This window comes from Xanthomonas sp. NCPPB 3583 (assembly GCF_041475715.2).
Lineage (GTDB): Bacteria > Pseudomonadota > Gammaproteobacteria > Xanthomonadales > Xanthomonadaceae > Xanthomonas > Xanthomonas euvesicatoria.
The window spans coordinates 1,958,353-1,981,740 of sequence record NZ_CM191263.1; the positions used below are offsets into that span (position 1 = coordinate 1,958,353).

The 23,388-nt window shown below is 64.5% G+C and carries 21 protein-coding genes and 1 tRNA gene; 19 read left to right on the forward strand and 3 right to left on the reverse strand.

All coding sequences use genetic code 11. The features are described from left to right. Positions 1-71: 71 nt before the first annotated feature. A complete protein-coding gene (locus ACCQ07_RS08790) occupies positions 72-614 on the reverse strand; it encodes a Smr/MutS family protein (protein WP_014089975.1) in 543 nt (180 codons plus the stop codon). Between the two features lie 99 nt (positions 615-713). Between ACCQ07_RS08790 and surE the strand changes: the two genes are divergently transcribed. The 4 genes from surE to ACCQ07_RS08810 are packed head-to-tail and all read left to right on the forward strand — an operon-like array spanning position 714 to position 3,576. Further along, complete coding sequence (surE, locus tag ACCQ07_RS08795; RefSeq protein ID WP_011347104.1) at positions 714-1,493, forward strand: 5'/3'-nucleotidase SurE; 780 nt, start codon at positions 714-716, stop codon at positions 1,491-1,493. Beyond that, the gene (locus tag ACCQ07_RS08800; protein WP_008577326.1) at positions 1,490-2,167 is read left to right on the forward strand and encodes a protein-L-isoaspartate(D-aspartate) O-methyltransferase; all 678 of its coding nucleotides are present in this window, start codon (positions 1,490-1,492) and stop codon (positions 2,165-2,167) included. Before surE ends, ACCQ07_RS08800 begins: the two co-directional genes overlap by 4 nt. Before the next feature lie 18 nt (positions 2,168-2,185). Further along, positions 2,186-2,800, forward strand: coding sequence for a YqaA family protein (locus tag ACCQ07_RS08805; protein WP_003481846.1), 615 nt, complete (start codon positions 2,186-2,188; stop codon positions 2,798-2,800). Then, on the forward strand, positions 2,797-3,576 hold the full coding sequence (locus ACCQ07_RS08810) for a peptidoglycan DD-metalloendopeptidase family protein (protein WP_338339940.1): 780 nt from the start codon (positions 2,797-2,799) through the stop codon (positions 3,574-3,576). The genes ACCQ07_RS08805 and ACCQ07_RS08810 overlap by 4 nt, the downstream gene beginning before the upstream one ends. A 190-nt stretch (positions 3,577-3,766) precedes the next feature. Here ACCQ07_RS08810 and ACCQ07_RS08815 read toward each other — a convergent pair whose 3' ends face one another. Continuing rightward, positions 3,767-4,141 carry an Mth938-like domain-containing protein gene (locus tag ACCQ07_RS08815; RefSeq protein WP_008577332.1) on the reverse strand — a complete coding sequence of 125 codons (375 nt, stop codon included), beginning with the start codon at positions 4,139-4,141 and terminating at the stop codon, positions 3,767-3,769. 15 nt (positions 4,142-4,156) lie between these two features. Then, positions 4,157-4,462, reverse strand: coding sequence for a ribosome assembly RNA-binding protein YhbY (yhbY, locus tag ACCQ07_RS08820; protein WP_005915020.1), 306 nt, complete (start codon positions 4,460-4,462; stop codon positions 4,157-4,159). Between the two features lie 65 nt (positions 4,463-4,527). Here yhbY and rlmE point away from each other — a divergent pair, with 65 nt between their 5' ends. The 15 genes from rlmE to ACCQ07_RS08895 all read left to right on the forward strand — a co-directional run bounded on the left by rlmE (position 4,528) and on the right by ACCQ07_RS08895 (position 23,030). Next, on the forward strand, positions 4,528-5,160 hold the full coding sequence (rlmE, locus tag ACCQ07_RS08825; protein ID WP_005915021.1) for a 23S rRNA (uridine(2552)-2'-O)-methyltransferase RlmE: 633 nt from the start codon (positions 4,528-4,530) through the stop codon (positions 5,158-5,160). A gap of 60 nt (positions 5,161-5,220) precedes the next feature. Then, positions 5,221-7,161 (forward strand): ATP-dependent zinc metalloprotease FtsH, encoded by a 1,941-nt coding sequence (ftsH, locus tag ACCQ07_RS08830; protein ID WP_014089977.1) that lies wholly within the window; start codon positions 5,221-5,223, stop codon positions 7,159-7,161. Positions 7,162-7,287: 126 nt separating this feature from the next. Beyond that, complete coding sequence (gene folP, locus ACCQ07_RS08835; RefSeq protein ID WP_008577336.1) at positions 7,288-8,190, forward strand: dihydropteroate synthase; 903 nt, start codon at positions 7,288-7,290, stop codon at positions 8,188-8,190. Then, on the forward strand, positions 8,190-9,173 hold the full coding sequence (gene miaA, locus ACCQ07_RS08840) for a tRNA (adenosine(37)-N6)-dimethylallyltransferase MiaA (protein WP_338339937.1): 984 nt from the start codon (positions 8,190-8,192) through the stop codon (positions 9,171-9,173). Before folP ends, miaA begins: the two co-directional genes overlap by 1 nt. Positions 9,174-9,250: 77 nt before the next feature. Continuing rightward, complete coding sequence (gene hfq / locus ACCQ07_RS08845) at positions 9,251-9,529, forward strand: RNA chaperone Hfq (protein ID WP_005915027.1); 279 nt, start codon at positions 9,251-9,253, stop codon at positions 9,527-9,529. A gap of 11 nt (positions 9,530-9,540) precedes the next feature. Then, positions 9,541-10,860 carry a ribosome rescue GTPase HflX gene (gene hflX, locus ACCQ07_RS08850; RefSeq protein WP_014089980.1) on the forward strand — a complete coding sequence of 440 codons (1,320 nt, stop codon included), beginning with the start codon at positions 9,541-9,543 and terminating at the stop codon, positions 10,858-10,860. A gap of 427 nt (positions 10,861-11,287) precedes the next feature. Then, positions 11,288-11,782, forward strand: a complete 495-nt coding sequence (locus tag ACCQ07_RS08855; RefSeq protein WP_008574640.1) for a CinA family protein — start codon at positions 11,288-11,290, stop codon at positions 11,780-11,782. A 467-nt stretch (positions 11,783-12,249) separates the two neighbouring features. Beyond that, the gene (gene ubiB, locus ACCQ07_RS08860) at positions 12,250-13,926 is read left to right on the forward strand and encodes a 2-polyprenylphenol 6-hydroxylase (RefSeq protein WP_008574639.1); all 1,677 of its coding nucleotides are present in this window, start codon (positions 12,250-12,252) and stop codon (positions 13,924-13,926) included. A gap of 87 nt (positions 13,927-14,013) precedes the next feature. Next, positions 14,014-14,655 (forward strand): transcriptional repressor LexA, encoded by a 642-nt coding sequence (lexA, locus tag ACCQ07_RS08865; protein ID WP_011347110.1) that lies wholly within the window; start codon positions 14,014-14,016, stop codon positions 14,653-14,655. A gap of 172 nt (positions 14,656-14,827) precedes the next feature. Beyond that, complete coding sequence (gene recA, locus ACCQ07_RS08870) at positions 14,828-15,862, forward strand: recombinase RecA (RefSeq protein WP_008574635.1); 1,035 nt, start codon at positions 14,828-14,830, stop codon at positions 15,860-15,862. A 302-nt stretch (positions 15,863-16,164) separates the two neighbouring features. Further along, complete coding sequence (gene recX, locus ACCQ07_RS08875; RefSeq protein ID WP_372358973.1) at positions 16,165-16,653, forward strand: recombination regulator RecX; 489 nt, start codon at positions 16,165-16,167, stop codon at positions 16,651-16,653. Positions 16,654-16,754: 101 nt separating this feature from the next. Next, positions 16,755-19,403: an alanine--tRNA ligase gene (gene alaS, locus ACCQ07_RS08880; protein ID WP_008574630.1), complete on the forward strand. Its 2,649-nt coding sequence runs from the start codon at positions 16,755-16,757 to the stop codon at positions 19,401-19,403. Between the two features lie 139 nt (positions 19,404-19,542). Then, a complete protein-coding gene (gene csrA, locus ACCQ07_RS08885) occupies positions 19,543-19,755 on the forward strand; it encodes a carbon storage regulator CsrA (protein WP_003481884.1) in 213 nt (70 codons plus the stop codon). Positions 19,756-19,839: 84 nt separating this feature from the next. After that, positions 19,840-19,932 (forward strand) — tRNA-Ser (locus tag ACCQ07_RS08890). Between the two features lie 1,139 nt (positions 19,933-21,071). Further along, complete coding sequence (locus ACCQ07_RS08895) at positions 21,072-23,030, forward strand: methyl-accepting chemotaxis protein (protein WP_029819220.1); 1,959 nt, start codon at positions 21,072-21,074, stop codon at positions 23,028-23,030. Positions 23,031-23,388 lie beyond the last annotated feature (358 nt).

Below are 23,388 nucleotides of genomic sequence, written 5' to 3' on the forward strand. Positions count from 1 at the left end.
CAGACCTTCCAGACAACACGTCGCCACGCGCAATGGCTGCCGTTTCGCATCACTCGCGCGTAATCATCGGCCTATCGCCGCCGCGCCAGCAACACCAGCAGCGCCCCGGTACCGCCCTGCGTCGGCGGCGCCGAATGAAACGCCAGCACATCGTTGCGTTGACGCAGCAGCCGGTCCATGAGGTTCTTCAGCACGGGCGCACCGGTGTCCGATTGCAGTCCCTTGCCGTGGATGATGCGCACGCAACCATGTTCGTGCGCGTGTGCTTCCAGCAGGAACTGGCGCAGCAACGATTCGGCCTGCGCTGCGGTGGCGCCGTGCAGATCCAGTTCGTCCTGCACCGAGAATTGCCCGCGCTTGAGCCGTTGAAACAAGCGGGTGGGAAGATTCTCGCGCCGATAGCTGGCGGTATCGCCCGCTTCCAGCGGCGCGCTGTCGCGCAGCAGGCGCGCAAATTCGGTATGCGCTTGGGCGTCGTCGCGCTCGGCCATGCGCGCGCGCGGCTTGGGGCGTGGCTTGGCGTTGGCCGGTGGGGCGACTTCACGAATCGGCTTGACCGCGCCGATCGCTGCGCGGAACAACGCGCCGTCGTCTTCGTCTTCAGGATGCGACATCTGCACAGCGTACCCGGTCCAAGCGCAGACGCACGCGAAGATCAAGCGCGAAGGCGCGGGACGCATCCGGTATCATGGCCCGGTTTTCCGAGGAGTCCCATGCGCGTACTGGTTAGCAACGACGACGGTGTCGACGCCCCCGGCATCCAGATTTTGGCCGAGGCGCTGCGCCATGCCGGTCACGAAGTGATGGTGGTCGCGCCCGACCGCGATCGCTCCGGCGCCAGCAATTCGCTGACGCTGGATGTGCCGATCCGCACCCGCCGCGTCGATGCGCAGACCTGCGCAGTGGCCGGCACGCCGACCGACTGCGTGCATCTGGCACTCACCGGTATGCTCGATTATGACCCGGACATCGTGGTCTCCGGGATCAATAATTCGGCCAATCTGGGCGACGACGTGATCTATTCGGGCACCGTGTCGGCCGCCATGGAAGGCCGCTTCCTCGGCTTGCCGGCGGTGGCGGTGTCGTTGGTCACGCACAATCACCAGGCGCATCACTACGACACCGCCGCGCGCGCAGCGGTGGAAATCGTGGCGCGGCTGAAGGCCGACCCGTTGCCCGCCGACACCATCCTCAACGTCAACGTGCCGGATCTGGCATGGTCGGATGTGCTCGGTTTCGAAGTCACCCGGCTCGGCAACCGCCACCGGTCCGAGCCGTGCGTGCCGCAGCGCGATCCGCGCGGCCGCACCGTGTACTGGATCGGCCCGGCCGGTCCCGAGCAGGACGCTGGCGCCGGTACCGATTTCCACGCCGTGCGTACCGGGCATATCTCGATCACGCCGATCCACGTCGATCTCACCCGTTACCAGGCACTGGACACCGTTGCCGGCTGGGTGGGTGGGCTGACCGCAGCGTTGGACGGCCCGGCATGACGCCGAGGCTGCGCCTGCAACCGGAGTCGGTCGGGATCGGCATGACCTCGCAACGCGTGCGCGACCGCCTGGTCGAGCGCTTGCGCGAGGCGGGCATCCAGGACGAGGCCACGCTCAACGCGATGCGCACCGTGCCGCGGCATCTGTTCATCGATGAAGCGCTGGCCTCGCGCGCCTACGAAGACACTGCGCTGCCGATCGGCCATGGCCAGACCATCTCCCAGCCCTGGGTGGTGGCGCGCATGACCGAAGCGGTGCTGCAGGTGACCCCGGCCAAGGTACTCGAAGTGGGCACCGGCTCCGGCTACCAGGGCGCGATCCTGGCGGCGCTGGGGCTGGAGGTCTACACCGTCGAGCGCATCGGCGACCTGCTGCGGCAGGCGCGCAAGCGCTTCCGGCACCTGGGCATGAATGTGCGCAGCAAGCACGACGACGGCCGCATCGGCTGGCCCGAACACGGGCCGTACGACGCCATCGTGGTGACCGCTGCCGCACCGGCGTTGGTCGATGCATTGGTCGACCAGCTGGCGGTCGGCGGGCGCCTGGTCGCGCCGGTCGGAGGGCCTTCCTCGCAATCGTTGGTGCAACTCACCCGCGGGGCCGATGGCGCCATCGAACAACAGGTTCTGGCGCCGGTCACGTTCGTCCCGCTGTTGTCGGGCATGCTGGATTGAATCCATGAGAGTTCTTCGATGAAGATTTTTGGGCCGTTGTACGACGTGGCCATCCGTTGGTCGCGCCATCGCCGCGCACCCGCGCTGCTGACCGGTCTCAGCTTCGTTGAGGGCTTCATTTTCCCGGTGCCGCCGGAAGTGATGTTGGCACCGATGTCGCTGGCCGAGCCCAAGCGCTCGCTCTGGTTTGCGACCCTGAGCCTGATCGGCTCGATCTGCGGCGCCCTGGTCGGTTATCTGCTTGGCCATTTCGCCTTCGCCGCGCTGCAGCCGCTGATCGAATGGCTGGGCTGGAGCGCGAAGATCCAGCAGCAGATCGAAACCCTGCGCACGCTGGTGGCCGATTCGCCGTGGAAGGCGTTCTGGGCGCTGGTCCTGGTCGGGTTCACCCCGATCCCGCTGAAGATCTTTACCTGGGCCTCTGGCGTGGTCGGCGTGCCGATCCTGCCATTCATCGCCAGCATGTTGGTCGGGCGCGGCAAGCGCGTGTATCTGGTGGCCGGCGCGATCCGCCTGGGCGGTGCGCGGGCCGAAGCGGCGCTGCATCGCTGGATCGAGCCGCTGGGCTGGGTTGCAATGGCGGTGCTGGCGGTCGGTGCGGGCTGGTTGGTGTGGAAGACAACGAACGGATGAGCAAGACGCAGATGAATTCGGCACGCAAGACAGCAGTCATGCTCGCAATGGCCATCGGACTGACCGCCTGCAGCAGCGCAACGGTGGTGCGTTCGCCCGGAGCGAGCGGTGGCGGGTCGTCGTCGCGCCCTAGCGCCGCGCCGCGTCCTTCGGTGCCGCGTCCGGGTGCCACGGTCACCGTGCAGCGCGGCGACACCCTGTACGCGATCTCGCGCCGGACCAATATCACCGCCGCGGATCTGGCCGCCTGGAATGGCCTGTCTTCCCCAAACACCATCTATCCCGGCCAGACGCTCAAGTTGTATCCGCCCGGTACCAGCAAGCTGGGTGGCAGCGCGCCGGTGGCTGGCGGCACCGTGGCCCCGCCGCGCCCCGTCGCGCCGATCGCCGCACCGGTCAGTAGCGGATTTTCGTGGCGTTGGCCGGCCGATGGCGTCGTGGTGGGCACCTTCGTCACTGGCGAAACCACCAAGCAGGGCGTGGACATCGCCGGCACCAGCGGTCAGGCCGTGCGTGCCGCCGCCGATGGCGTGGTGGTGTATTCCGGCGCCGGCCTGGTCGGCTACGGCGAGCTGATCATCATCAAGCACAACGACCAGTGGCTATCCGCGTACGGTCACAACCGCAAGCGCCTGCTCAACGAGGGCCAGAGCGTCAAGGCGGGGCAGCAAATTGCCGAAATGGGCCGCAGCGGCGCCTCCCGCGACATGTTGCACTTCGAGATCCGCTACAACGGCAAGCCGGTCGATCCGCTGCTGTATTTGCCGAAGAAATGAGATTGGGGAGTTGGGATTCGGGATTCGCAACGGCCCTGGGCTGTTCGTATCCGGAAAGAGAGTGGGTTCTTCGGACTCACCACTTGGACCAATTGACGCTCTAGCCTGGTTTGGCTATTGAAGGCGCAGCTTGCGGAAGCCCGCTCTTACGAATCCCCAATCCCGATTCCCGAATCCCGTACCAAGCCAATCAGCCCGGCAACACCATCGCCAAGGCCACCCGCCGGCCTTCGCTGGCCAGCACGTTGTAGGTGCGTGCGGCGGCGGCATTGGTCATCGCCTCCAGGCCGATGCCGCGGGTCAGGCAGGCCGCCAGCACGTCGGTCCTGGGGAATAACTGGCGTTCGCCGGTGCCGAGCAGGATCACGGCCGGGTTGAGCGCCAGCACCGCCTCCATGTGACTGGCCTGGAGTTGCTCCAGCGTCTGGACCGGCCAGTGCTCTACCAGCTCATCCGGCATCAGGATGAAGCTCTGCTGCAGGATCTGCTCGTTCACCTTGGCATGGCGGCCGTCGGCCGCGCGCAGCGCGTAGGCGTAATCGGGGTGTTCCTGACTTAAAGGCATGACGAACTCGCTGGCTCAGCCGCGCGGCAGCACGATCTGGCGCTTTTCCTTGCTGGGGCGGTACAGAATGGCGACGTGGCCGATGCGCTGTACCAACGCACTGCCGGTTTGTTCGATCAGCTCGGCAATCAGCGCATCACGTGTCTCGCGATCCTCCGATGCCACCTTCACCTTGACCAGTTCGTGGCGCTCGAGCACTTCCTCGAGTTCAGCCAGAAATGCCGGCGTGACCCCTTTGCCGCCGGTCTGCAGCAAGGCTTTGAGGTCGTGGGCCTGGCCGCGCAGGAAACGGTTCTGGGCGGAGGTGAGAACAATGGACATGCAGGATCGAAGGGAAGCAAAGGGTGTTCAGGGTATCATGGCGACCCGTTCGGACCCCTTTGCCAATGCCTTCCCGCAGTAAAAGCAGCCAGCGCTGGCTCAAGGAACACTTCGCCGACCCTTACGTGAAGAAGGCCCAGGCCGAGGGCATGCGCTCGCGCGCGGCCTACAAGCTGGAAGAGTTGCTGCAGCGCGACCGCCTGCTCAAGCCGGGCATGGTGGTGGTCGATCTGGGCGCGGCCCCGGGCGGGTGGTCGCAACAGGTGCGCAAATCCATGGGCGACAGCGGCCGGGTGGTGGCGCTGGATATTTTGGACATGCCGGCCCTGGCGGGCGTGGAGTTCCTTCACGGCGACTTCAGGGAGCAGGCCGTCCTATCCCAATTCGAAGCGATGCTGGGCGATGTGCCGGTGGACCTTGTGCTGTCGGATATGGCCCCCAATAAGAGTGGCATGGATGCGGTCGACCAACCGCGGATGATGCACCTGGCGGAACTGGCCATGGAATTTGCCGACACCCACCTCAAGCCGGGCGGGGCGTTCCTGATCAAGCTGTTCCAGGGTGTCGGGTCCGACGACTACATTCGCGAGCTTCGCCGCCGCTATGAGAAGGTGACGATTCGCAAGCCGGCGGCCTCGCGCAAGCGCTCCCCGGAAGTTTATGCGCTCGGTCAGGGCAAGCGTGTCCAGATCAAGTAAGCTGCCAATGACCATCGTATTTCAAGCATCGAAGAGTAGAGGGCACCGGAGCCAATGAGGATGAACGACTTGACCAAGAATCTGCTGCTGTGGGTGGTCGTCGCAGTTGTGCTGATGGTTGTCTTCCAGAGCTTCTCGCCGCGGATGGCGGGCGGCGTCGGTGCCGACTCGATCACCTATACCCAGTTCCTGAAGGAAGTGGACTCCGGGCGCGTCAAATCGGTGGATTACACCGATGAAACCAACCTGGCCGTCAACGCGATCCGCTTCAAGCGCACCGACGGCAGCGAAGCCACAGTCTACGGTCCGCGCGACGACAAGCTGGTCGACGTGCTGTACAGCAAGAACATCGAAATGACCCGCCAGAAGCCCTCGACCGGGCCTGGCTTCTGGTCGTTGGTACTCAATTTCCTCCCGGTCATCCTGATCATCGGCTTCTGGCTGTTCATCATGCGCCAGATGCAGGGCGGTGGCGGCGGTGCCAAGGGGGCGATGAGCTTCGGCAAGTCGCGCGCCAAGCTGCAGGGCGAAGACCAGATCAAGATCACCTTTGCCGACGTTGCCGGTTGCGACGAGGCCAAGGAAGAAGTCGGCGAACTGGTGGACTTCCTGCGCGACCCGACCAAGTTCACCAAGCTGGGCGGCAAGATTCCGCGCGGCGTGCTGATGGTCGGCCCGCCGGGTACCGGTAAGACCCTGCTCGCCAAGGCGATCGCCGGCGAGGCCAAGGTGCCGTTCTTCAGCATCTCCGGCTCGGACTTCGTGGAAATGTTCGTCGGCGTGGGTGCCAGCCGCGTGCGCGACATGTTCGAGCAGGCCAAGAAGCACGCGCCGTGCATCATCTTCATCGACGAAATCGATGCGGTGGGCCGTCATCGCGGTGCCGGTCTCGGCGGCGGGCATGACGAGCGCGAGCAGACCCTGAATCAGTTGCTGGTCGAAATGGACGGTTTCGAAGGCGGCGAAGGCGTGATCGTGATCGCGGCGACCAACCGGCCGGACGTGTTGGATCCGGCGCTGCTGCGTCCTGGCCGTTTCGACCGCCAGGTCGTGGTCGGCCTGCCGGACGTCAAGGGTCGCGAACAGATCCTGCGCGTGCACATGCGCAAGCTGCCGTTGGCCGAGGATGTCGTGCCGATGGTCATCGCCCGCGGTACCCCGGGTTTCTCTGGCGCCGACTTGGCTAACCTGTGCAACGAAGCAGCGTTGTTCGCGGCGCGTGGCAGCGAGAAGGAAGTCCGCATGGACCACTTCGACCGTGCCCGCGACAAGATTCTGATGGGTGCCGAGCGCCGCTCGATGGCCATGAGCGAGGACGAGAAGACCCTCACCGCGTATCACGAGGCAGGCCACGCCATCGTCGGCCGCCTGGTGCCGGAGCACGACCCGGTCTACAAGGTCACCATCATTCCGCGCGGCCGCGCCCTCGGCGTGACGATGTATCTGCCGGAAGGCGACCGCTATTCGATGAACCGCGTGGCGATCGAATCGCAGCTGTGCTCGCTGTACGGTGGTCGCGTTGCCGAAGAGCTGATCTTCGGTGGCGACAAGGTCACCACCGGTGCGTCCAACGACATCGAGCGGGCCACCAAGATGGCGCGCAACATGGTGACCAAGTGGGGGCTGTCCGACGAGCTTGGCCCGGTGGCCTATGGCGAGGAAGAGGATGAGGTGTTCCTGGGCCGTTCGGTGACCCAGCACAAGAACGTCTCCGACGAAACCGCGCGCAAGATCGACGAAGTCGTGCGCTCGATCCTGGACAAGGCCTACAGCAAGACCAAGACCATCCTCACCGAGAATCTGGACAAGCTGCACGCGATGTCGCAGTTGTTGCTGCAGTACGAGACCATCGACGTGCCTCAGATCGACGCCATCATGGAAGGCCGCGAGCCGCCGCCGCCGGCGGGTTGGGGCAAGTCCGATAAGGACGGTGGCAACAACAACGACAAGGGTAGCCCGCGTCCATTGCCGCCCATCGCCGGACCCGCCGAGCAACTCTAAGCCGGCCATGCGCTGATCTGCGAGGCATCCATCAAGGCCGGGGAGCAATTCCCGGCCTTGATGCGTTATCGGGCCGCATCGATGCCCACGTATGGGCGACCATCACCAACCCAGGAGACACTGCCGATGTTCGATACCACCCTGACACTGGATTGCGCCGGCCGCAGCCTGCGACTGGATGCACCGCAGGTGATGGGTATCGTCAATGTCACACCCGATTCGTTCTCCGACGGCGGCCAGCATGCGACCTGCGAAGCGGCGATCGCGCATGGGCTGGCGTTGGTGGAGCAGGGCGCTGCGGTGCTGGATGTCGGTGGTGAATCCACCCGCCCGGGCGCTGCGGCGGTCTCGGTTGAAGAAGAATTGCAGCGGGTCATTCCGGTCATCGAGGCGCTGGCCCAGCGCACCAGCGTGCCGATCAGCGTGGATACGTTCAAACCGGAGGTCATGCGCGCGGCGGTCGCGGCCGGCGCCGGCATAATCAACGACGTCTATGCCCTGCGTTCGCCCGGTGCGCTGGAAGCGGCGTCGGACCTGCGCGTGCCTGTGGTCTTGATGCATGCGCGCAGCGCGCCGCACGCCATGCAGGATGCGCCGCACTACGACGATATCGTGGGTGAAGTGCACCGGTTTCTGGCCGAGCGCATCTTCGCTGCCGAGATGGCCGGCATCGACAAGCGCTGGCTGGTCCTGGACCCGGGCTTTGGATTCGATAAGACCACCCCGCACAACCTCACCCTGCTTGCGCAGCTGCAGCGGCTGCAGGAATTCGGTTTGCCGGTGCTGGCCGGGCTGTCGCGCAAACGCAGCATCGGCGAACTGACCGGGCGCCAGATCGCCGCCGAACGTGTGCACGGCTCGGTGGCCGCGCATCTGATCGCCGCACAACATGGCGCGCTGCTGCTGCGCGTGCACGATGTGGCGGCAACCGTGGATGCGTTGAAGGTATGGACGGCGATGGCGGCGATTCCCGTACCGCGTGTCAGCGCGCCCGCCGCGCCCACGATTCGTTGGCCGGACGAGGACTGATGCCTGTCGACCAACGCCCGCTGGCGATCGCCGTGATGGGCCCCACCGCCAGCGGCAAGACGGCGCTGGCGCTGGAAGCTGCGGAGCGCTGGAACGGGGAAATCGTCAGCGTCGATTCGGCGCTGGTGTATCGCGGCCTGGAGATCGGTGCGGCCAAGCCGGACGGGCCAATGCGCGCGGCGGTGCCGCATCATCTGCTCGACCTGCGCGATCCCTGGCAGGTGTATTCGGCAGCGGAGTTCGCCACCGATGCACGCCAGGCGATCGCGCAAATCGTGGCGCGCGGCAAATTGCCGATTCTGGCCGGCGGCACCGGGCTGTATTTTCGTGCACTGCTGGAAGGTTTGTCGCACCTGCCCGAGGCCGACCAAACGGTGCGTGCATCCATCGCGGCCGAAGCTCAGCATATCGGTTGGGCCGGCTTGCACGCACAACTGGCACGTGTGGACCCGGTTGCGGCAGCGCGCATTCATGCGACCGACCCGCAGCGGATCCAGCGGGCGCTGGAGGTCTACCGCATCAGCGGGCGGCCGATCAGCGCGTGGCAGGCGCTACCGGCAGGGCCGCGCCTGCCGGTACGCGTGTTGAAGGTGGTCTTGGCCCCACGCGAGCGCGCGGTGCTGCATGCACGGATCGCACACCGGCTGGATGCGATGTTGGCGCAGGATTTTCTGGGGGAAGTGCAGCGTCTGCGGGCGCTGCCGCAGATGCAGGCGGTGGCAGCGCCGCTGGATTTGCCGGCCGTGCGCGCGGTGGGCTACCGCCAGGCCTGGCAGTACCTGGATGGGGCTGGCGGCCTGGCCGAGTTCCGCGACAAGGCGATCCAGGCGACCCGGCAACTGGCCAAGCGGCAGCTCACCTGGCTGCGCGGCGAGCTGGACGCGCGCTGGTTCGACCCGGAGCGTGACCGCCATCAATTGGAGGACGCAATTGTCGGCTTCCTCGCTGATCGTCCCGCTGTACGGCAGGCTTCAGGCGTGTAACATCCCGTTTCCGGGACCGGCTGGGGATAGCAGGTGTCGACCGGAACAATAAGAACAATAATGAAGAGGATTTTTCGATGGCTAAGGGGCAATCTTTACAGGACCCATTCCTCAATGCGCTGCGGCGCGAGCGGGTGCCCGTGTCGGTGTATCTGGTCAATGGCATCAAGCTGCAGGGCACGATCGAGTCGTTCGACCAATTCGTGGTCCTGCTGCGCAATACCGTGAGTCAGATGGTGTACAAGCACGCCATTTCCACGGTGGTGCCGGCGCGCAATGTGCGCGTGGGGCCCGGTGGTGGGTATGTGCAATCCAATGAAGGCAATCAGGCGGAAGATGACGACGTCGAGCAGTAACGGAGCAGTGCGTGTTTGATCGGTCCCGCAAGGGTGAACACGCGTTATTGATACAGACCCACTCCGGCGGGCCTGCCGAAGACGATGTGATGGAGGAGTTCGCCGACCTTGCAAAGTCGGCGGGCGCCACGGTGGCCGCCACGCTCACCGCGCGCATCGATAAGCCCAGCCCGTCGACCTTGATCGGTAGCGGCAAGCTGGAAGAGGTCAAGGCCGCAGCCGAGGCCACCGGTGCCGATCTGGTGCTGGTCAACCACACTTTGTCGCCCGGCCAGGAGCGCAACCTGGAGCGGTATCTGGAGCGGCGTGTGATCGACCGCACCGGGTTGATCCTGGACATCTTCGCGCAACGTGCGCGCAGCCACGAAGGCAAGCTGCAGGTGGAGCTGGCGCAGTTGCGTCACATGGCCACGCGGCTGGTACGTGGCTGGACGCACTTGGAGCGTCAGCGCGGTGGCTCCATCGGCCTGCGCGGCCCCGGCGAAACCCAGCTGGAAACCGACCGCCGCCTGCTGCAAAAACGCGTCGAGCAGTTGCAGCAGCGGCTGGAAAAGGTCGAGGTGCAGCGCACCCAGATGCGTCGTGCGCGGATGCGCAGCGAATTGCCACGGATTGCACTGGTCGGCTACACCAATGCCGGCAAGTCGACATTGTTCAATGTGTTGACCGGTGCAGAGGCCTACGTGGCAGATCAATTGTTCGCCACGCTCGACCCCACCGTGCGACGCATTGCGTTGCCGGGTGGAAGTGCGATTCTTGCCGACACGGTCGGCTTCGTGCGCGATCTTCCGCACGAGCTGGTCGCCGCATTCCGCTCCACGCTGTCGGAGGCGCGCGATGCCGATCTGTTGCTGCACGTCGTCGATGCAGCAGACCCGTTGCGCGAAGAACGCATCCTGCAGGTCGATGAAGTGTTGCAGGCCGTCGGTGCCGGCGATCTGCCGCAGCTGCTGGTATTCAACAAGATCGACAAGATCGAGGGCGCCGAAGTGCGCCACGACGCGCAGGACGGCATTCCTGACCCGGCACGCCGCGAGCGTGTCTGGGTGTCGGCGCGCGACGGACGCGGGCTGGAAGAATTGCAGCATGCGCTCGGCCAGCGGCTGGATCTGCGCCACCTGACCGGCCAGCTACGGTTACCACCGTCTGCCGGTCGCCTGCGTTCCAGGCTGCATCAGCTGGAAGTGGTGCGCAGTGAGCAATCCGACGAAGAGGGTTGGTTGCTCGAGGTCGATCTGCCGATGGTCGAGGCCGAGCGGTTGGCCGCCGGGCAGGACGGTGCGCCGCTGCGCGCGATGCTGCCGGATCGTCGCGAAGACTGGGAAGCGTGATAGACGCGGCACGGTCGGTCGCACACGACCGTGCTGCTGCTTCAAGGCGAATGGGGCAGGGTGGAGCGCGTCGCTGTGCGGCAGTTGCCAGGCCTCGTCCCGGCCAGCCGGAACTCACAGAAAATCAATATGAGCAGTGGGTGCTGCGCAAGAGTGCAGTGGTGCGCTCATGTGGCGCATCACACCTGTGATCAGGAATGACGCCCTGGGTGCGGTGATTCGGTGCTTGGAGGCGGCGCTGCACGTTGACCACGTGCGGCCGGCACCTCGGCGCACATGCAAGCCCGTCCAGACCCGTCGTACCGCATATTGGCCGCACATCGCCACTGAACCCTGGCCACCTCGCGCCCAGCCGGAATCGGCGCCAGCGGCAGACAGGCGCGACGAATTGGGCTAAAACGTCAGCTGCCCCCTCCTTGCCGTGCCCATGTCTTTTTCCGCCGATTCCGAACTGCAGCAGCTGGCCGAAGCCCTCGGGCAGCAATTGCTTGCCGCGCGCGAGCGCCTGGTCACTGCCGAGAGTTGTACGGGTGGCTGGATCGCCAAGGCGGTGACCGATGTCGCCGGCTCCTCGCACTGGTTCGATTGCGGCATGGCCGCCTATAGCTACGAGGCCAAGCAGGCGCTACTCGGTGTCCGCCCACAGACCTTGGAAGTGCACGGGGCGGTCAGTCGCGAAACGGTGATCGAAATGGTCTCTGGCGCCCTGGTGAATTCCGGCGCAAGCATCGCGGTGGCGGTGACCGGCATCGCCGGGCCTGGCGGCGGCAGTGAGGACAAGCCGGTCGGCACGGTCTGGATCGGCTGGAAACGCCGTGGCGGTTATGCCACCGCACAACTGTTCCAGTTCAATGGCGACCGCGATGCGGTGCGTCGTCAGACCGTCGTCGCAGCATTGCGCGGGTTGAGCGCGCTGCTTTAGCGGTCGTCGGGTTCGCTGATGGCGTTCGGCAGCAGATCCGCGGCGCCCCATTTCCGGCGCAATCTCGCACAGCCTGGAAACCCAAGGCCGTGACCGAGCGCCGTTCCAATAACTGGCTGGGCCTCGTTGTCGACACGCCGCTGCAGCACCCTGAGCGGACGCGTTACTTGGCACATCCAGCAACGAGGCTGCGAAGCGACAATGTCGCAACCCGGGTGCAGGCAGCTCATCAGCGAACGCTGCCTGTTGCGCATGTACCGCGCGCGCCTTGTAACCTGCGCTGAGCTTGGACGAGGCGAGAGCGCGACAGCGGAGGGCAGATCGGCTACAAACAAGGTCTGCTCACCGCCCAGCGTGCCAATGCATTCGTTTCTTGCTCCTGTCCCATCGATCGCCGCGTTGCAGGCTGCTATCTACTGCAGTGTCACGCATTGCCTGAGCGCAACGCGCTCGCAGGCGGTGCGCTGATGTGGGAAGCACTCGGCACGGTACGTGATCTTGGGCGGCTGCAGGAAATCGCCTCGGTCCTGATCCGCTACGGCTTCGGCGATGTGGTGCGTCGTATCGGCATGGCCGATGTGCTTGAGCGCGCCGGCAGGCTGTTGCATTGGCAGAACGCCGAGGGCCGGTTGCGCATGTCCGCAGCGATGCGCGTGCGGCGTGCACTGGAAGAGCTCGGACCCACCTTCGTCAAACTGGGCCAGGTGCTGGCCACGCGTGTGGATCTGCTGCCACCGGAGTGGATCGAAGAATTGAGCGAGCTGCAGAACGCGGTGCCGGCGCTGCCGTTCGAGCAGATTCGCCCACAGCTGGTCGCTGCGTTGGGCATGGAGCCGGAAACCGTCTTCGCGCGCCTGGACGAACAGCCGCTGGCAGCCGCCTCGCTGGCACAGACCCATCGCGCGTGGTTGGTCGATGGCACGCCGGTGGTATTGAAGATTCGTCGTCCCGATATCGGTGACACCATCGACGCGGATCTGCGCCTGCTCGCCCGGCTTGCTGAAATCGTCGAAACCCGCGCACCGGATCTCAAGCGCTACCGTCCTTCCGAGGTGGTGCAGCAATTTACCGTTTCGCTGCGACGCGAGCTGGACTTCGCTGCGGAGGGGCGCAACGCCGAACGCATCGCCGCCAACTTCGCGCACGATACGCAGGTGGTGGTGCCGGCGGTGTACTGGGAGTGGACCTGCGAGTCGCTCAACGTGCAGGAATTCATCGATGGAATTCCGGGGCGCGATCTGCTCGCCGTCGATGCGGCCGGCCTGGATCGCAGGGCGCTCGCACGTGCTGGTGCCGGCATCGTGCTCAAGATGGTGTTGCAGGATGGCTGCTTCCACGCCGACCCGCATCCGGGGAACATTTTTTACCTGCGCGATGGGCGCATCGCGGTCATCGATTTCGGCATGGTCGGGCGCGTCTCTGAGCAGCGTCGGTTTCAGGTCGCACAGCTGCTGCACGGCATGGTCAGCTACGACGCCGAAGCAGTGATCGACGTCTTGCTGGAATGGGCGGGCACCAGCCTGGAGATCGACGAGGCGCGTTTGCAGCAAGACATCGGCGCGTTCGTCGACGAGTATCGCGGCGTGCCGCTGAAAGAATTGCGTATTGGCGCAATGCTTGGCGACGTCACTTCCATCCTGCGCGATCACGGACTGACGCTGCCATCGGATCTGGCGCTGATGATCAAGGCCTTTCTCACCCTGGAAGGCATGGGGCGCCAGCTCGATCCGGACTTCGACATGGCCACCGAGGCGCGCCCATATCTGGAACGCGTGGTGTTGCAGCGCTATGCGCCGCGCGCCATCGTGCGGCGCGGCCGGCGGACCGTGACTGGCGCAATCGACCTGATCGGCGATCTGCCGCGCGACCTCAAGCGCCTGTTGCAAGCCGCACGCCGCGGCAAGCTGCAGCTTCAGATCGAAACACGCGCATTGCGCGAGTTCGGCGAGCAGGTCGACCGCGCGGCCAATCGCCTCACGATGGGGATCGTGACTGCCGCGTTGGTGATCGGCTCCTCGATCGTCATGAACAGCGTCGGCGGGAGCGCCAGCCGCTGGTTGCTCGCGCTGGGTGTGGGCGGTTTCATCGGCGCGGCGCTGTGCGGTATCTGGATCCTGTTTTCGATCTGGCGAAGCCGGCGCTAGCGCGCGACGCGTGGGCATCGTGGTGGCGTACAGGCAGGGCGCGGCGAACACTTGCGCGGGCGCTCGTTAGTAGTAATACTACTAACCATGGACCTGACCGATACCCAGCAAGCAATCCTGGCCTTGATCGCCGAGCGCATCGATGCCGATGGTGTTCCGCCGTCGCAGACCGAGATCTCGCGCGCGTTCGGCTTCAAGGGCGTCCGCGCGGCGCAATATCACCTGGAAGCGCTGGAGCATGCGGGGGCGATCCGCCGCGTTCCAGGCCAGGCGCGCGGGATACGGCTGGCCGGGCAGGGTGCGCAGACACGCACGGCTCCGGTGAGCGAGGCGGCCCGCGACGATGTGCTGCGCCTGCCGGTGCTGGGCCGCGTTGCGGCGGGTTTGCCGATCGGTGCCGATATCGGCTCGGACGACTTCGTTGTACTGGATCGTGTGTTTTTCTCGCCCTCGCCGGATTATCTGCTCAAGGTGCAAGGCGATTCGATGCGCGACGAAGGCATCTTCAATGGCGATCTGATCGGCGTGCACCGTACCCGCGACGCGCGCTCGGGGCAGATCGTGGTGGCGCGGATCGATGAGGAAATCACGGTAAAGCTGCTGAAGATCGGCAAGGACCGCATCCGGCTGTTGCCGCGCAATCCAGACTACGCGCCCATTGAGGTGCTACCGGATCAGGATTTCGCGATTGAAGGACTGTATTGCGGACTGTTGAGGCCTAACCGCTGAGGTCTGTGCCGATGGCCGTGCCGGCGTTTCTCCGAGCTGGCACCGCAGGATTTCCCGCTGCCACGGGACCTTCCGCCTCCCTAATCTGAGTGTGTCGCCTGCAGTCTCAGCCTGTGCGATACACCGCCGCTACATTAGCCCCATACCGAAATCACTGACGAGGATCACCCAGATGGACGAGAACAAGAAGCGCGCCCTTTCCGCCGCACTGAGCCAGATCGAAAAGCAATTCGGCAAGGGTTCGGTCATGCGCATGGGCGACCGCGTCATCGAGGCAGTCGAAGTCATCCCGACCGGCTCGTTGATGCTGGATATCGCCCTGGGGATCGGCGGCCTGCCGAAGGGCCGCGTGGTCGAAATCTACGGCCCGGAATCCTCCGGCAAGACCACCTTGACCCTGCAAGCCATCGCCCAGTGCCAGAAGAACGGCGGCACCGCTGCCTTCATCGACGCCGAGCACGCGCTGGACCCGATTTATGCGGCCAAGCTGGGCGTCAACGTCGACGACCTGCTGCTGTCGCAGCCCGATACCGGTGAGCAGGCACTGGAAATTGCCGACATGCTGGTGCGCTCGGGTTCGGTTGATATCGTGGTGGTCGACTCGGTTGCCGCACTGACGCCAAAGGCGGAAATCGAAGGCGAGATGGGCGACCAGTTGCCTGGTTTGCAGGCTCGCCTGATGAGCCAGGCGCTGCGCAAGCTCACCGGCAATATCAAGCGCTCCAACACGCTGGTGGTCTTCATCAATCAGCTGCGCATGAAGATCGGCGTCATGATGCCGGGCCAGAGCCCGGAAGTGACCACCGGCGGCAACGCGCTGAAGTTCTACGCCTCGGTGCGTCTGGATATCCGCCGTATCGGTGCGATCAAGAAGGGCGACGAGATCATCGGCAACCAGACCAAGATCAAGGTGGTCAAGAACAAGCTGGCGCCTCCGTTCAAGCAGGTCGTGACCGAAATCCTGTATGGCGAAGGTATCAGCCGCGAGGGTGAATTGATCGACATGGGCGTGGAAGCCAAGCTGGTCGACAAGGCCGGCGCCTGGTACAGCTACGGCGATGAGCGCATCGGGCAGGGCAAGGACAACGCGCGGACCTACCTGCGCGACAACCCGCAGGTTGCGACCCGGCTGGAAGCCGAGTTGCGTGAGAAGTTCCAGCCTGCCGAAGCACCGCGCGAGGCCGGCGACGACGAAGACAAGGAATAAGTTGCAGCCGCACAACATCACCAGTCGCCGGAGTCGGTTTGCCGGGAATCGGTGACGGTGATGCTGATGCTGTTGGTGAGCGGTGGGCGGAACCTCGCACAGTACGCCACCGCTCCATTGCCGCCCACGTCCGCCCGGCGCTGGGGCAGCAGGTTAGAGCGTGTTGAAGTTTTTCTATCGCGGGGAGGGCGGAGTCAGTGCCGTCGCTTCTCGCGGTAGATCTATCGAAGGCCAGGAGGGCAGGCGCCATGGACGGCGCATTGATGTCGTAACTGATCTTGGCCATTCGGGACACCTCAACGATGGACGAGCAAGAGCCCGCACCAAAGCAGGGGCGCCGGTTCAAGGAACAGACGCCGGTCCAGCGCGCACTCGGCCTATTGGTGCGGCGCGAACATTCGCGCAAGGAATTGAACCGCAAGCTGCTCGCCCGCGGGATCGAGCCAGATGCGGCGCAGGCGGCCGTCGATCGGCTCACGGACGAGGGGTGGCAGGACGACACCCGCTTCGCTGCTGCAGTGGTGCGCAATCGCGCCGGTTCTGGTTATGGCCCGCTGCATATTCGTGCCGAGCTCGGGACCCATGGCCTGGATAGCGAGGCCATCAGTGCCGCCTTGGCGACCTTCGAAGGGGATTGGGCCGAAAACGCGCGCGACCTGATCCGCCGTCGGTTCGGCGAACAAGGCCCAACCGACCTTCCGCAGCGGCGCAAGGCCGCCGATCTGCTGGCCCGGCGGGGTTTCGACGGCAACAGCATTCGCGCCGCCACGCGCTTCGACCTTGAGGACTGAGGGCGTCAGGCCTGCTACCCTTCGTGGTTTCAGGTTGTTCCGCTCATCTGCGCCCACATGTCATTGGGTGACCGGGACTGCCGCCCGCCCAATGCCAGCACATGAACGCACCTGCCAAATTCAGCACTTCCCAGATTCGTAGTGACTTCCTCGCGTTCTTCGAGGGGAAGGGCCACACCATCGTGCCATCCGCGCCGCTGGTGCCGGGCAACGACCCCACCTTGCTGTTTACCAACTCCGGCATGGTCCAGTTCAAGGACGTCTTCCTTGGCGCGGAGAAGCGCAGCTACGTCCGTGCTGCAGACGTGCAGCGCTGCCTGCGTGCCGGTGGCAAGCACAACGATCTGGACTCGGTGGGCTACACTGCACGCCACCACACCTTCTTCGAAATGCTCGGCAACTGGTCGTTCGGCGACTATTTCAAGAAGGACGCCATCGCCTGGGCATGGGAACTGTTGACCCAGGTCTGGAAGCTGCCGGCCGACCGCCTGCTGGTCACCGTCTATCACACCGACGAAGAAGCCTTCGCGTTGTGGCGCGACATGATCGGCATCCCTGAAAGCCGCATCGTGCGCATTGGCGACAACAAGGGTGCCCCCTACGCGTCGGACAATTTCTGGCAGATGGCCGATACTGGCCCTTGCGGCCCGTGTACCGAAATCTTCTTCGACCACGGCGATCACATCGCCGGTGGTCCACCGGGGTCCCCGGATGAAGACGGCGACCGCTTCATCGAGATCTGGAACCTGGTCTTCATGCAGTTCGATCGCCAGCCCGACGGCACCCTGGTGCCGCTGCCGGCGCCGTGCGTGGACACGGGCATGGGCTTGGAGCGTCTGGCTGCGATCCTGCAGCACGTCCATACCAACTATGAAATCGACCTGTTCCAGGCGTTGATCGGCAAGGCCAGTGCGCTGACCGGCATCACCGATCTGGAGAATAAGTCGCTGCGGGTAATCGCCGATCACATCCGCGCCTGTTCTTTCCTCATCGTCGATGGCGTGTTGCCCTCCAACGAAGGCCGCGGCTATGTGCTGCGCCGGATCATCCGGCGTGCGCTGCGCCATGGTTGGATGTTGGGCGTGCGCCAGCCGTTCTTCAGCAAGATGGTGCCCACGCTGGTGGAGCTGATGGGCGAAGCCTATCCCGAGCTGGTGGTGGCGCAGGACACTGTGGCGCGCGCGCTGTTGGCCGAAGAAGAGCGCTTTGCCGAGACGCTGGACGCCGGCATGAAGATCTTCGACGAGGTCGCATCGCGCTCGCAGGACATCATCCCGGGCGCCGACGCGTTTCGGCTGTACGACACTTACGGCTTCCCGGTCGACCTGACTGCCGACATCGCGCGCGAGCGCGGCATGCGCGTGGACATGGAGGGCTTCGAGTTCGCGATGGAGCGCCAGCGCGAGACGGCGCGCGCGGCTGGCAAGTTCGGCGGTGGCGTCGCATTGCCGGCGGACCTGGTCGCCAGCATGTCGCCGACCGTGTTCCTGGGCTACGAAGCGTACGATGCCGATGCCCTCAAGGTCGTGGCATTGCTCAAGCAGGGCCGCCCGGTCGAACGTGCGGAAGCGGGCGATGAGGTGATCGTGTTCACCGACCGCACGCCGTTCTATGCCGAGTCGGGCGGCCAGGTCGGCGACAGCGGCCAGCTGAGCGGCCCCGGCGTGTCGATCAACGTTACCGATACGCAGAAGTTCGCAGGCCAGTTCCACGGGCATGTGGGGCGCATCAGCGAAGGCGCGCTCGCGCTTGGCGATGTGCTTGCCGGCGGGATCGACACGCAACGTCGCGGCAAGACCATCCTCAACCACTCGGCCACCCATCTGCTGCACGCCGCCCTGCGCGAAGTCCTGGGAACGCATGTGCAACAGAAGGGTTCGCTGGTCGCGCCTGATCGTCTGCGCTTTGACTTCTCGCACTTCCAGCCGATCACTGCCGACGAGCTCGCTGTGATCGAGCGCAAGGTCAACGCCGAAGTGCGCGCCAACCATGGCGTGGAAGTGCACAACATGGCCATGCAGGAGGCGCTGGATTTCGGCGCGATGGCGCTGTTCGGCGAGAAGTACGGAGAAAACGTCCGCGTGCTCAAGATGGGCGGCTATTCCACTGAGCTGTGTGGCGGTACCCACGTCACCCGCACCGGCGACATCGGCTTGTTCAAGATCACCTCCGAAGGCGGCGTGTCGTCGGGCGTGCGTCGTATCGAAGCGGTGACCGGGCAGGGCGCGCTGGACTATGTGGCTGACGAGGAACGTCGCCTGCTGGAAGCGGCCAATCTGCTCGGCGGCAACACCAGCGAGGTGGTGGACAAGGTGCGCGCACTGACCGAGCGCCAGAAGCGGCTGGAGCGCGAGCTGGAATCGCTCAAGGCCAAGTTGGCGTCGGGTGCGACTGCCGATTTGGGCGCTAGCGCGATCGATGTTGTCGGAGTCAAGGTTGTCGCGGTGCGTCTGGAGGGCTTCGATGCCAAGGCGCTGCGCGATGCGATGGATCGCCTGAAGCAGCAGCTCGGCGATTCGGTCATCGTGCTGGCTGGCGCTTCGGGCGGCAAGGTGGCGCTCGTCGCCGGTGTGAACGGCAGCCCAACTGGCAAGGTGAAGGCAGGGGAACTCCTCGGTCACATCGCCAGTCAGATCGGCGGCAAGGGCGGCGGCCGTCCGGATCTCGCCCAGGGTGGTGGCGAGGACGGGCCCGCCCTTGCGACCGCACTCGACGGTGTGCCCCTCTGGGTCAAGCAACACTTGGGCTGAACACTTGTCCTGCTATGCCTTGCTGGCTAGCAGGATGTCCCGCTACCATTTCTGGTCTATTCCCTTTACGTAGGGCGCGTCTCAGTCAGGAGGCCGTCGATGCTGGTGGGAAATCCACCGGTTCCAGGAGATTTGCAAAATGTTGATCCTCACTCGCCGGGTAGGCGAAACCTTGATGATCGGCGACTCGGTCACCGTGACCGTTCTCGGCGTCAAGGGCAATCAGGTGCGTATCGGTATCACCGCACCTAAGGATGTGGCTGTGCATCGCGAAGAAATCTATCAGCGCATCCAGCGTGGGGATGAGCCGGTCGCTTCCGGCGCACATCACGGTGACGATTCTTCGAATTGATCGTTGTCAAGGGTTTACGTTAGCCCCTCTTACCCGGTATTCTTCGCGGCCTGCCACGGACATCGCGGCAGGCAGCAAAAAACTGGAGCGATGCCCGAGCGGCTGAAGGGGCTCCCCTGCTAAGGGAGTATAGGGTCAAAAGCTCTATCGAGGGTTCGAATCCCTCTCGCTCCGCCAGTGTTCTAAACGCCCGCAAATCACTGATTTGCGGGCGTTTTTATTTGTGCTGCGGGTTCGTCGAGAAGGCGATGCTGCTTGAGAGCGTCGCCTGCGGCAATGCGTGTCGTCGAAGTCTGCGATATCCGTGGGTGCTCGCTGGCGTTGGTTCAACGCTGCAGACGCCCTGGAGCACACTCCTGCCAACAGTACCCAGGCCATCAGTGAGGACGGCGAAAGGGTCACGCTGTGCGCGCGTCGCCAGCGGCCACAGTGCTTCAGGGAGTATCGCCTCCGAGCTCGGTTGCTAGCCGGAGGCTGGTAACGATTCTTTGCGTCTCTCACCGGCTGCATCTCAAGCATGAGAGTTGCCAGCTAGCGAAGGCCCTGGTCTTGCTCGCATCGCTCGACAGTCGATAGTGACGCCTTAGGCGCCTGCAGCGCGAGCGTGAGATTCCTTGTCGCGTTGCGAAGAGGTCGCGTCCTGCTTGCTCGCTGCCCCTCCGCCGGATTTCGGCGCATCTCTGACATGTCATTCCATTGGCATGGTGGTGGCATGCGCTTGCGGAGAGGGCGCGACACCTGGCGAAGCAGCACTCTCCAGTGTCGTGTACGCCAACGCGCCGTGCAGCGCATCGAGCCAGGCGCATCGACGTCAGTAATGAGCCTCGTATCGATGGCGTCTTGGGCACTTCGGTTTTTTGCCGCCTTGCGCATGCAGGCGGGTGGTGTACGAAGGCGCTGATTCTGCGCGCGAGAGTACAGCGTTGGATTTGTCGCTGCTGCAACTGGAGCGATGCGCCACTGCACTCCAGCGAACCATCCAAGGAATAAGGATCAAAACCAAAACCAACCAAAGCCAGAACCGGGGCCGAAGACCCGGCGTGAAAGGCCTATCGATATTCGGCAGTCGAGGCTGGCAGCGCAGCTATTGAGGTCTTGCACCCCGTTGGATCGCCTGCCCGGGATGCCATAAAGGCAACTCAGGGCCAGTGCCATTGCCGCTTCGCGCCGGAGCGCGTCGCCGCTGCCTTACGCATCTGAACCGCCTTGTAGATGCGGTACGTGGTGGGGGTCAAGTAACCGGCGCATGGGTCGCTAAGGACGTGAACCATATCTCGGATGTTGACGTGATGCGCCTATCGCACCTGCTTGGACGTGTGTTCTCCTTCTGGGGTCGCGGGCTGCAACACAAGGTCGCAGCGGTGGACCGGGTGATGGCGGTGATCGAGTTCGATCTGGACGGTCGCATTCTGGATGCAAACTCGAACTTCCTGGCCCTGATGGGGTATCGGCTGGACGAGGTGGTCGGCCAGCACCACCGCATGTTCGTGACGGCCGCAGATCGCGACAGCGAAAGCTATCGGCACTTCTGGGAAGGGCTGCGGCGCGGCGACTTCAATGCCGGGCGCTTCTGCCGGCTGGACAAGCGCGGGCACGAGGTGTGGATCAATGCCTCCTACAACCCGTTGCTGGATCGATCCGGCAAGGCATATCGCGTGGTGAAGTACGCCACCGACATCACTGCGCAGGTACGCCAGACAGCCGACTTCGAGGGGCGCATCGACGCCATCGACAAGGTGATGGCGGTCATCGAGTTTTCGCTGGACGGCACCGTGCTCGCGGCCAACCAGAATTTCCTGCACGTGATGGGCTACCGGCTCGAGGAGATTCGCGGCAAGCACCATGGCATGTTTGTCGATGCCGGCACGCGCCAGTCGGCTGCGTATCGCGCGTTCTGGGATTCGCTCGGGCGCGGTGCCTTCGATGCGGGCCGCTATCGGCGCATCGGCAAGGACGGCAGGGAGGTGTGGATCCAGGCGTCCTACAACCCGGTGCTCGATGAGCACGGGCGACCGTACAAGGTGGTCAAGTACGCCACCGACGTGACCCGCCAGGTGATCGATTCGGCCGATGCGGACGGGCGTATCCGGGCGATCGACAAGGTCATGGGGGTGATCGAGTTCGACCTGCAAGGGAACGTGCTCGGTGCGAACGAAAACTTCCTGACCATCATGGGGTATCCGGCGGCCGAGGCGATCGGCCAACACCACAGCGTGTTCGTCGATGCGGCCTACTGCGCGTCCGAGGAGTACCGGCAGTTCTGGGCAAAACTGGCGAGCGGCCAGTTCGATGCGGGACGTTATCGCCGACTGCGCAAGGATGGCAGCACGGTATGGATCCAGGCTTCCTACAACCCGATCCTGGACGTCTCCGGGCGACCCTACAAGGTGGTCAAATACGCAACCGACGTCACTGACCAGGTGCGTTCGGCCGAACGGATGCGCGATTTGATGCTGCAGACCATGAGCATTGCGCAGAACGTGCAGCGCGAGGCGCACCATATTTCCGTGAGCAACCAGGAGCTGGTCAGTCGCGTGTCTACGCAGTCTGCTGCGGTGGCGCAGACCTCGAGCACGATCGATCAGCTGGCCGCAACGGTGCGGGCCAATTCCGAGAATGCCGGTTCGGCGCGGCGCATGGCCGAAGACTCGGCCACGGTGGCGCGGCGCGGTGCCGAGGTCATTGCCGATGTGGTCAAGACCACCGCCGGCATCCGCTCGGCGACCGACCGCATCGGTCAGATCATCGAGGTGATCGACGGCATCGCGTTTCAGACCAACATCCTGGCCCTGAACGCTGCGGTCGAGGCGGCGCGTGCGGGCGAACAGGGGCGCGGTTTTGCGGTGGTGGCGACCGAAGTGCGTAGCCTTGCGCAGCGCTGCAGCGTGTCGGCCAGGGAGATCCGGTCCCTGATCGACAACGCGACCGATCAGGTCGGCGATGGCTCGCGCCTGGCCGAGCAGGCCGGTGTGGTGATGCAGGACATGGTGACGTCGGTCCTGCGCGTCACTGCGACCGTGGAGCAGATCGCCGCCGCCAGCCATGATCAGGCGCTGGACATTTCCAGCGCCAATACCGCGTTGCAGTCGATCGGCGTGCAGGCGCGCGACCAGGCGCAGATGGTGGGCGACCTGGCGCGTTCGGCGCGCGTGCTGGAAGGCGATGCGGATGCGCTGTTCGCCTTGGTCAATGGCGATGCGGATGGCGGGGCGGATCGCGCGCCAGTGCAGGTCGATGCGCAGGCTGCGCGGCGCGCGACAGCGAAAGTAGCGTGATGATGGTTCACTGCGTTTCGCAAGCGACGTCGTGATGTGCCCTCACATATTGCAACTTCCTTTAGGAGTGGATCTGGGCGCAAGTGCCCGAACCTGCGGTGCTGAGGCAGTCGCTGCCATCAGCGCCGCTGCGACGACCTATCGACCGCAGTAAAGATGCGAGCGGCGATTTGCAACGCATCGATCGCAGCGCGCAACCGGCAGTCGCAAATCGCATGTCCGTCTCGCGGATCTTGGGCATCAAGGCACAGTGCGTAAGCCACGTGCCATCAGCTGCCGCGTCAGGTTTGGTCAGCTCCCAAGAAGCTGCGCACAAGACAAAGCCCGCGTGAGCGGGCTTTGTTTGTTTCGGCACTGG

Bases quoted from the DNA above. Each gene is read 5' to 3' on its own strand.
- yhbY (WP_005915020.1), bottom strand. From the start codon at position 4,462: ATGTCCATTGTTCTCACCTCCGCCCAGAACCGTTTCCTGCGCGGCCAG.
- ACCQ07_RS08810 (WP_338339940.1), top strand. From the start codon at position 2,797: ATGAGCAAGACGCAGATGAATTCGGCACGCAAGACAGCAGTCATGCTC.
- recA (WP_008574635.1), top strand. From the start codon at position 14,828: ATGGACGAGAACAAGAAGCGCGCCCTTTCCGCCGCACTGAGCCAGATC.
- alaS (WP_008574630.1), top strand. From the start codon at position 16,755: ATGAACGCACCTGCCAAATTCAGCACTTCCCAGATTCGTAGTGACTTC.
- ACCQ07_RS08805 (WP_003481846.1), top strand. From the start codon at position 2,186: ATGAAGATTTTTGGGCCGTTGTACGACGTGGCCATCCGTTGGTCGCGC.
- ubiB (WP_008574639.1), top strand. From the start codon at position 12,250: ATGTGGGAAGCACTCGGCACGGTACGTGATCTTGGGCGGCTGCAGGAA.
- ftsH (WP_014089977.1), top strand. From the start codon at position 5,221: ATGAACGACTTGACCAAGAATCTGCTGCTGTGGGTGGTCGTCGCAGTT.
- folP (WP_008577336.1), top strand. From the start codon at position 7,288: ATGTTCGATACCACCCTGACACTGGATTGCGCCGGCCGCAGCCTGCGA.
- csrA (WP_003481884.1), top strand. From the start codon at position 19,543: ATGTTGATCCTCACTCGCCGGGTAGGCGAAACCTTGATGATCGGCGAC.
- hfq (WP_005915027.1), top strand. From the start codon at position 9,251: ATGGCTAAGGGGCAATCTTTACAGGACCCATTCCTCAATGCGCTGCGG.
- surE (WP_011347104.1), top strand. From the start codon at position 714: ATGCGCGTACTGGTTAGCAACGACGACGGTGTCGACGCCCCCGGCATC.
- miaA (WP_338339937.1), top strand. From the start codon at position 8,190: ATGCCTGTCGACCAACGCCCGCTGGCGATCGCCGTGATGGGCCCCACC.
- ACCQ07_RS08815 (WP_008577332.1), bottom strand. From the start codon at position 4,141: ATGCCTTTAAGTCAGGAACACCCCGATTACGCCTACGCGCTGCGCGCG.
- ACCQ07_RS08790 (WP_014089975.1), bottom strand. From the start codon at position 614: ATGTCGCATCCTGAAGACGAAGACGACGGCGCGTTGTTCCGCGCAGCG.
- recX (WP_372358973.1), top strand. From the start codon at position 16,165: ATGGACGAGCAAGAGCCCGCACCAAAGCAGGGGCGCCGGTTCAAGGAA.
- lexA (WP_011347110.1), top strand. From the start codon at position 14,014: ATGGACCTGACCGATACCCAGCAAGCAATCCTGGCCTTGATCGCCGAG.
- ACCQ07_RS08800 (WP_008577326.1), top strand. From the start codon at position 1,490: ATGACGCCGAGGCTGCGCCTGCAACCGGAGTCGGTCGGGATCGGCATG.
- rlmE (WP_005915021.1), top strand. From the start codon at position 4,528: ATGCCTTCCCGCAGTAAAAGCAGCCAGCGCTGGCTCAAGGAACACTTC.
- ACCQ07_RS08855 (WP_008574640.1), top strand. From the start codon at position 11,288: ATGTCTTTTTCCGCCGATTCCGAACTGCAGCAGCTGGCCGAAGCCCTC.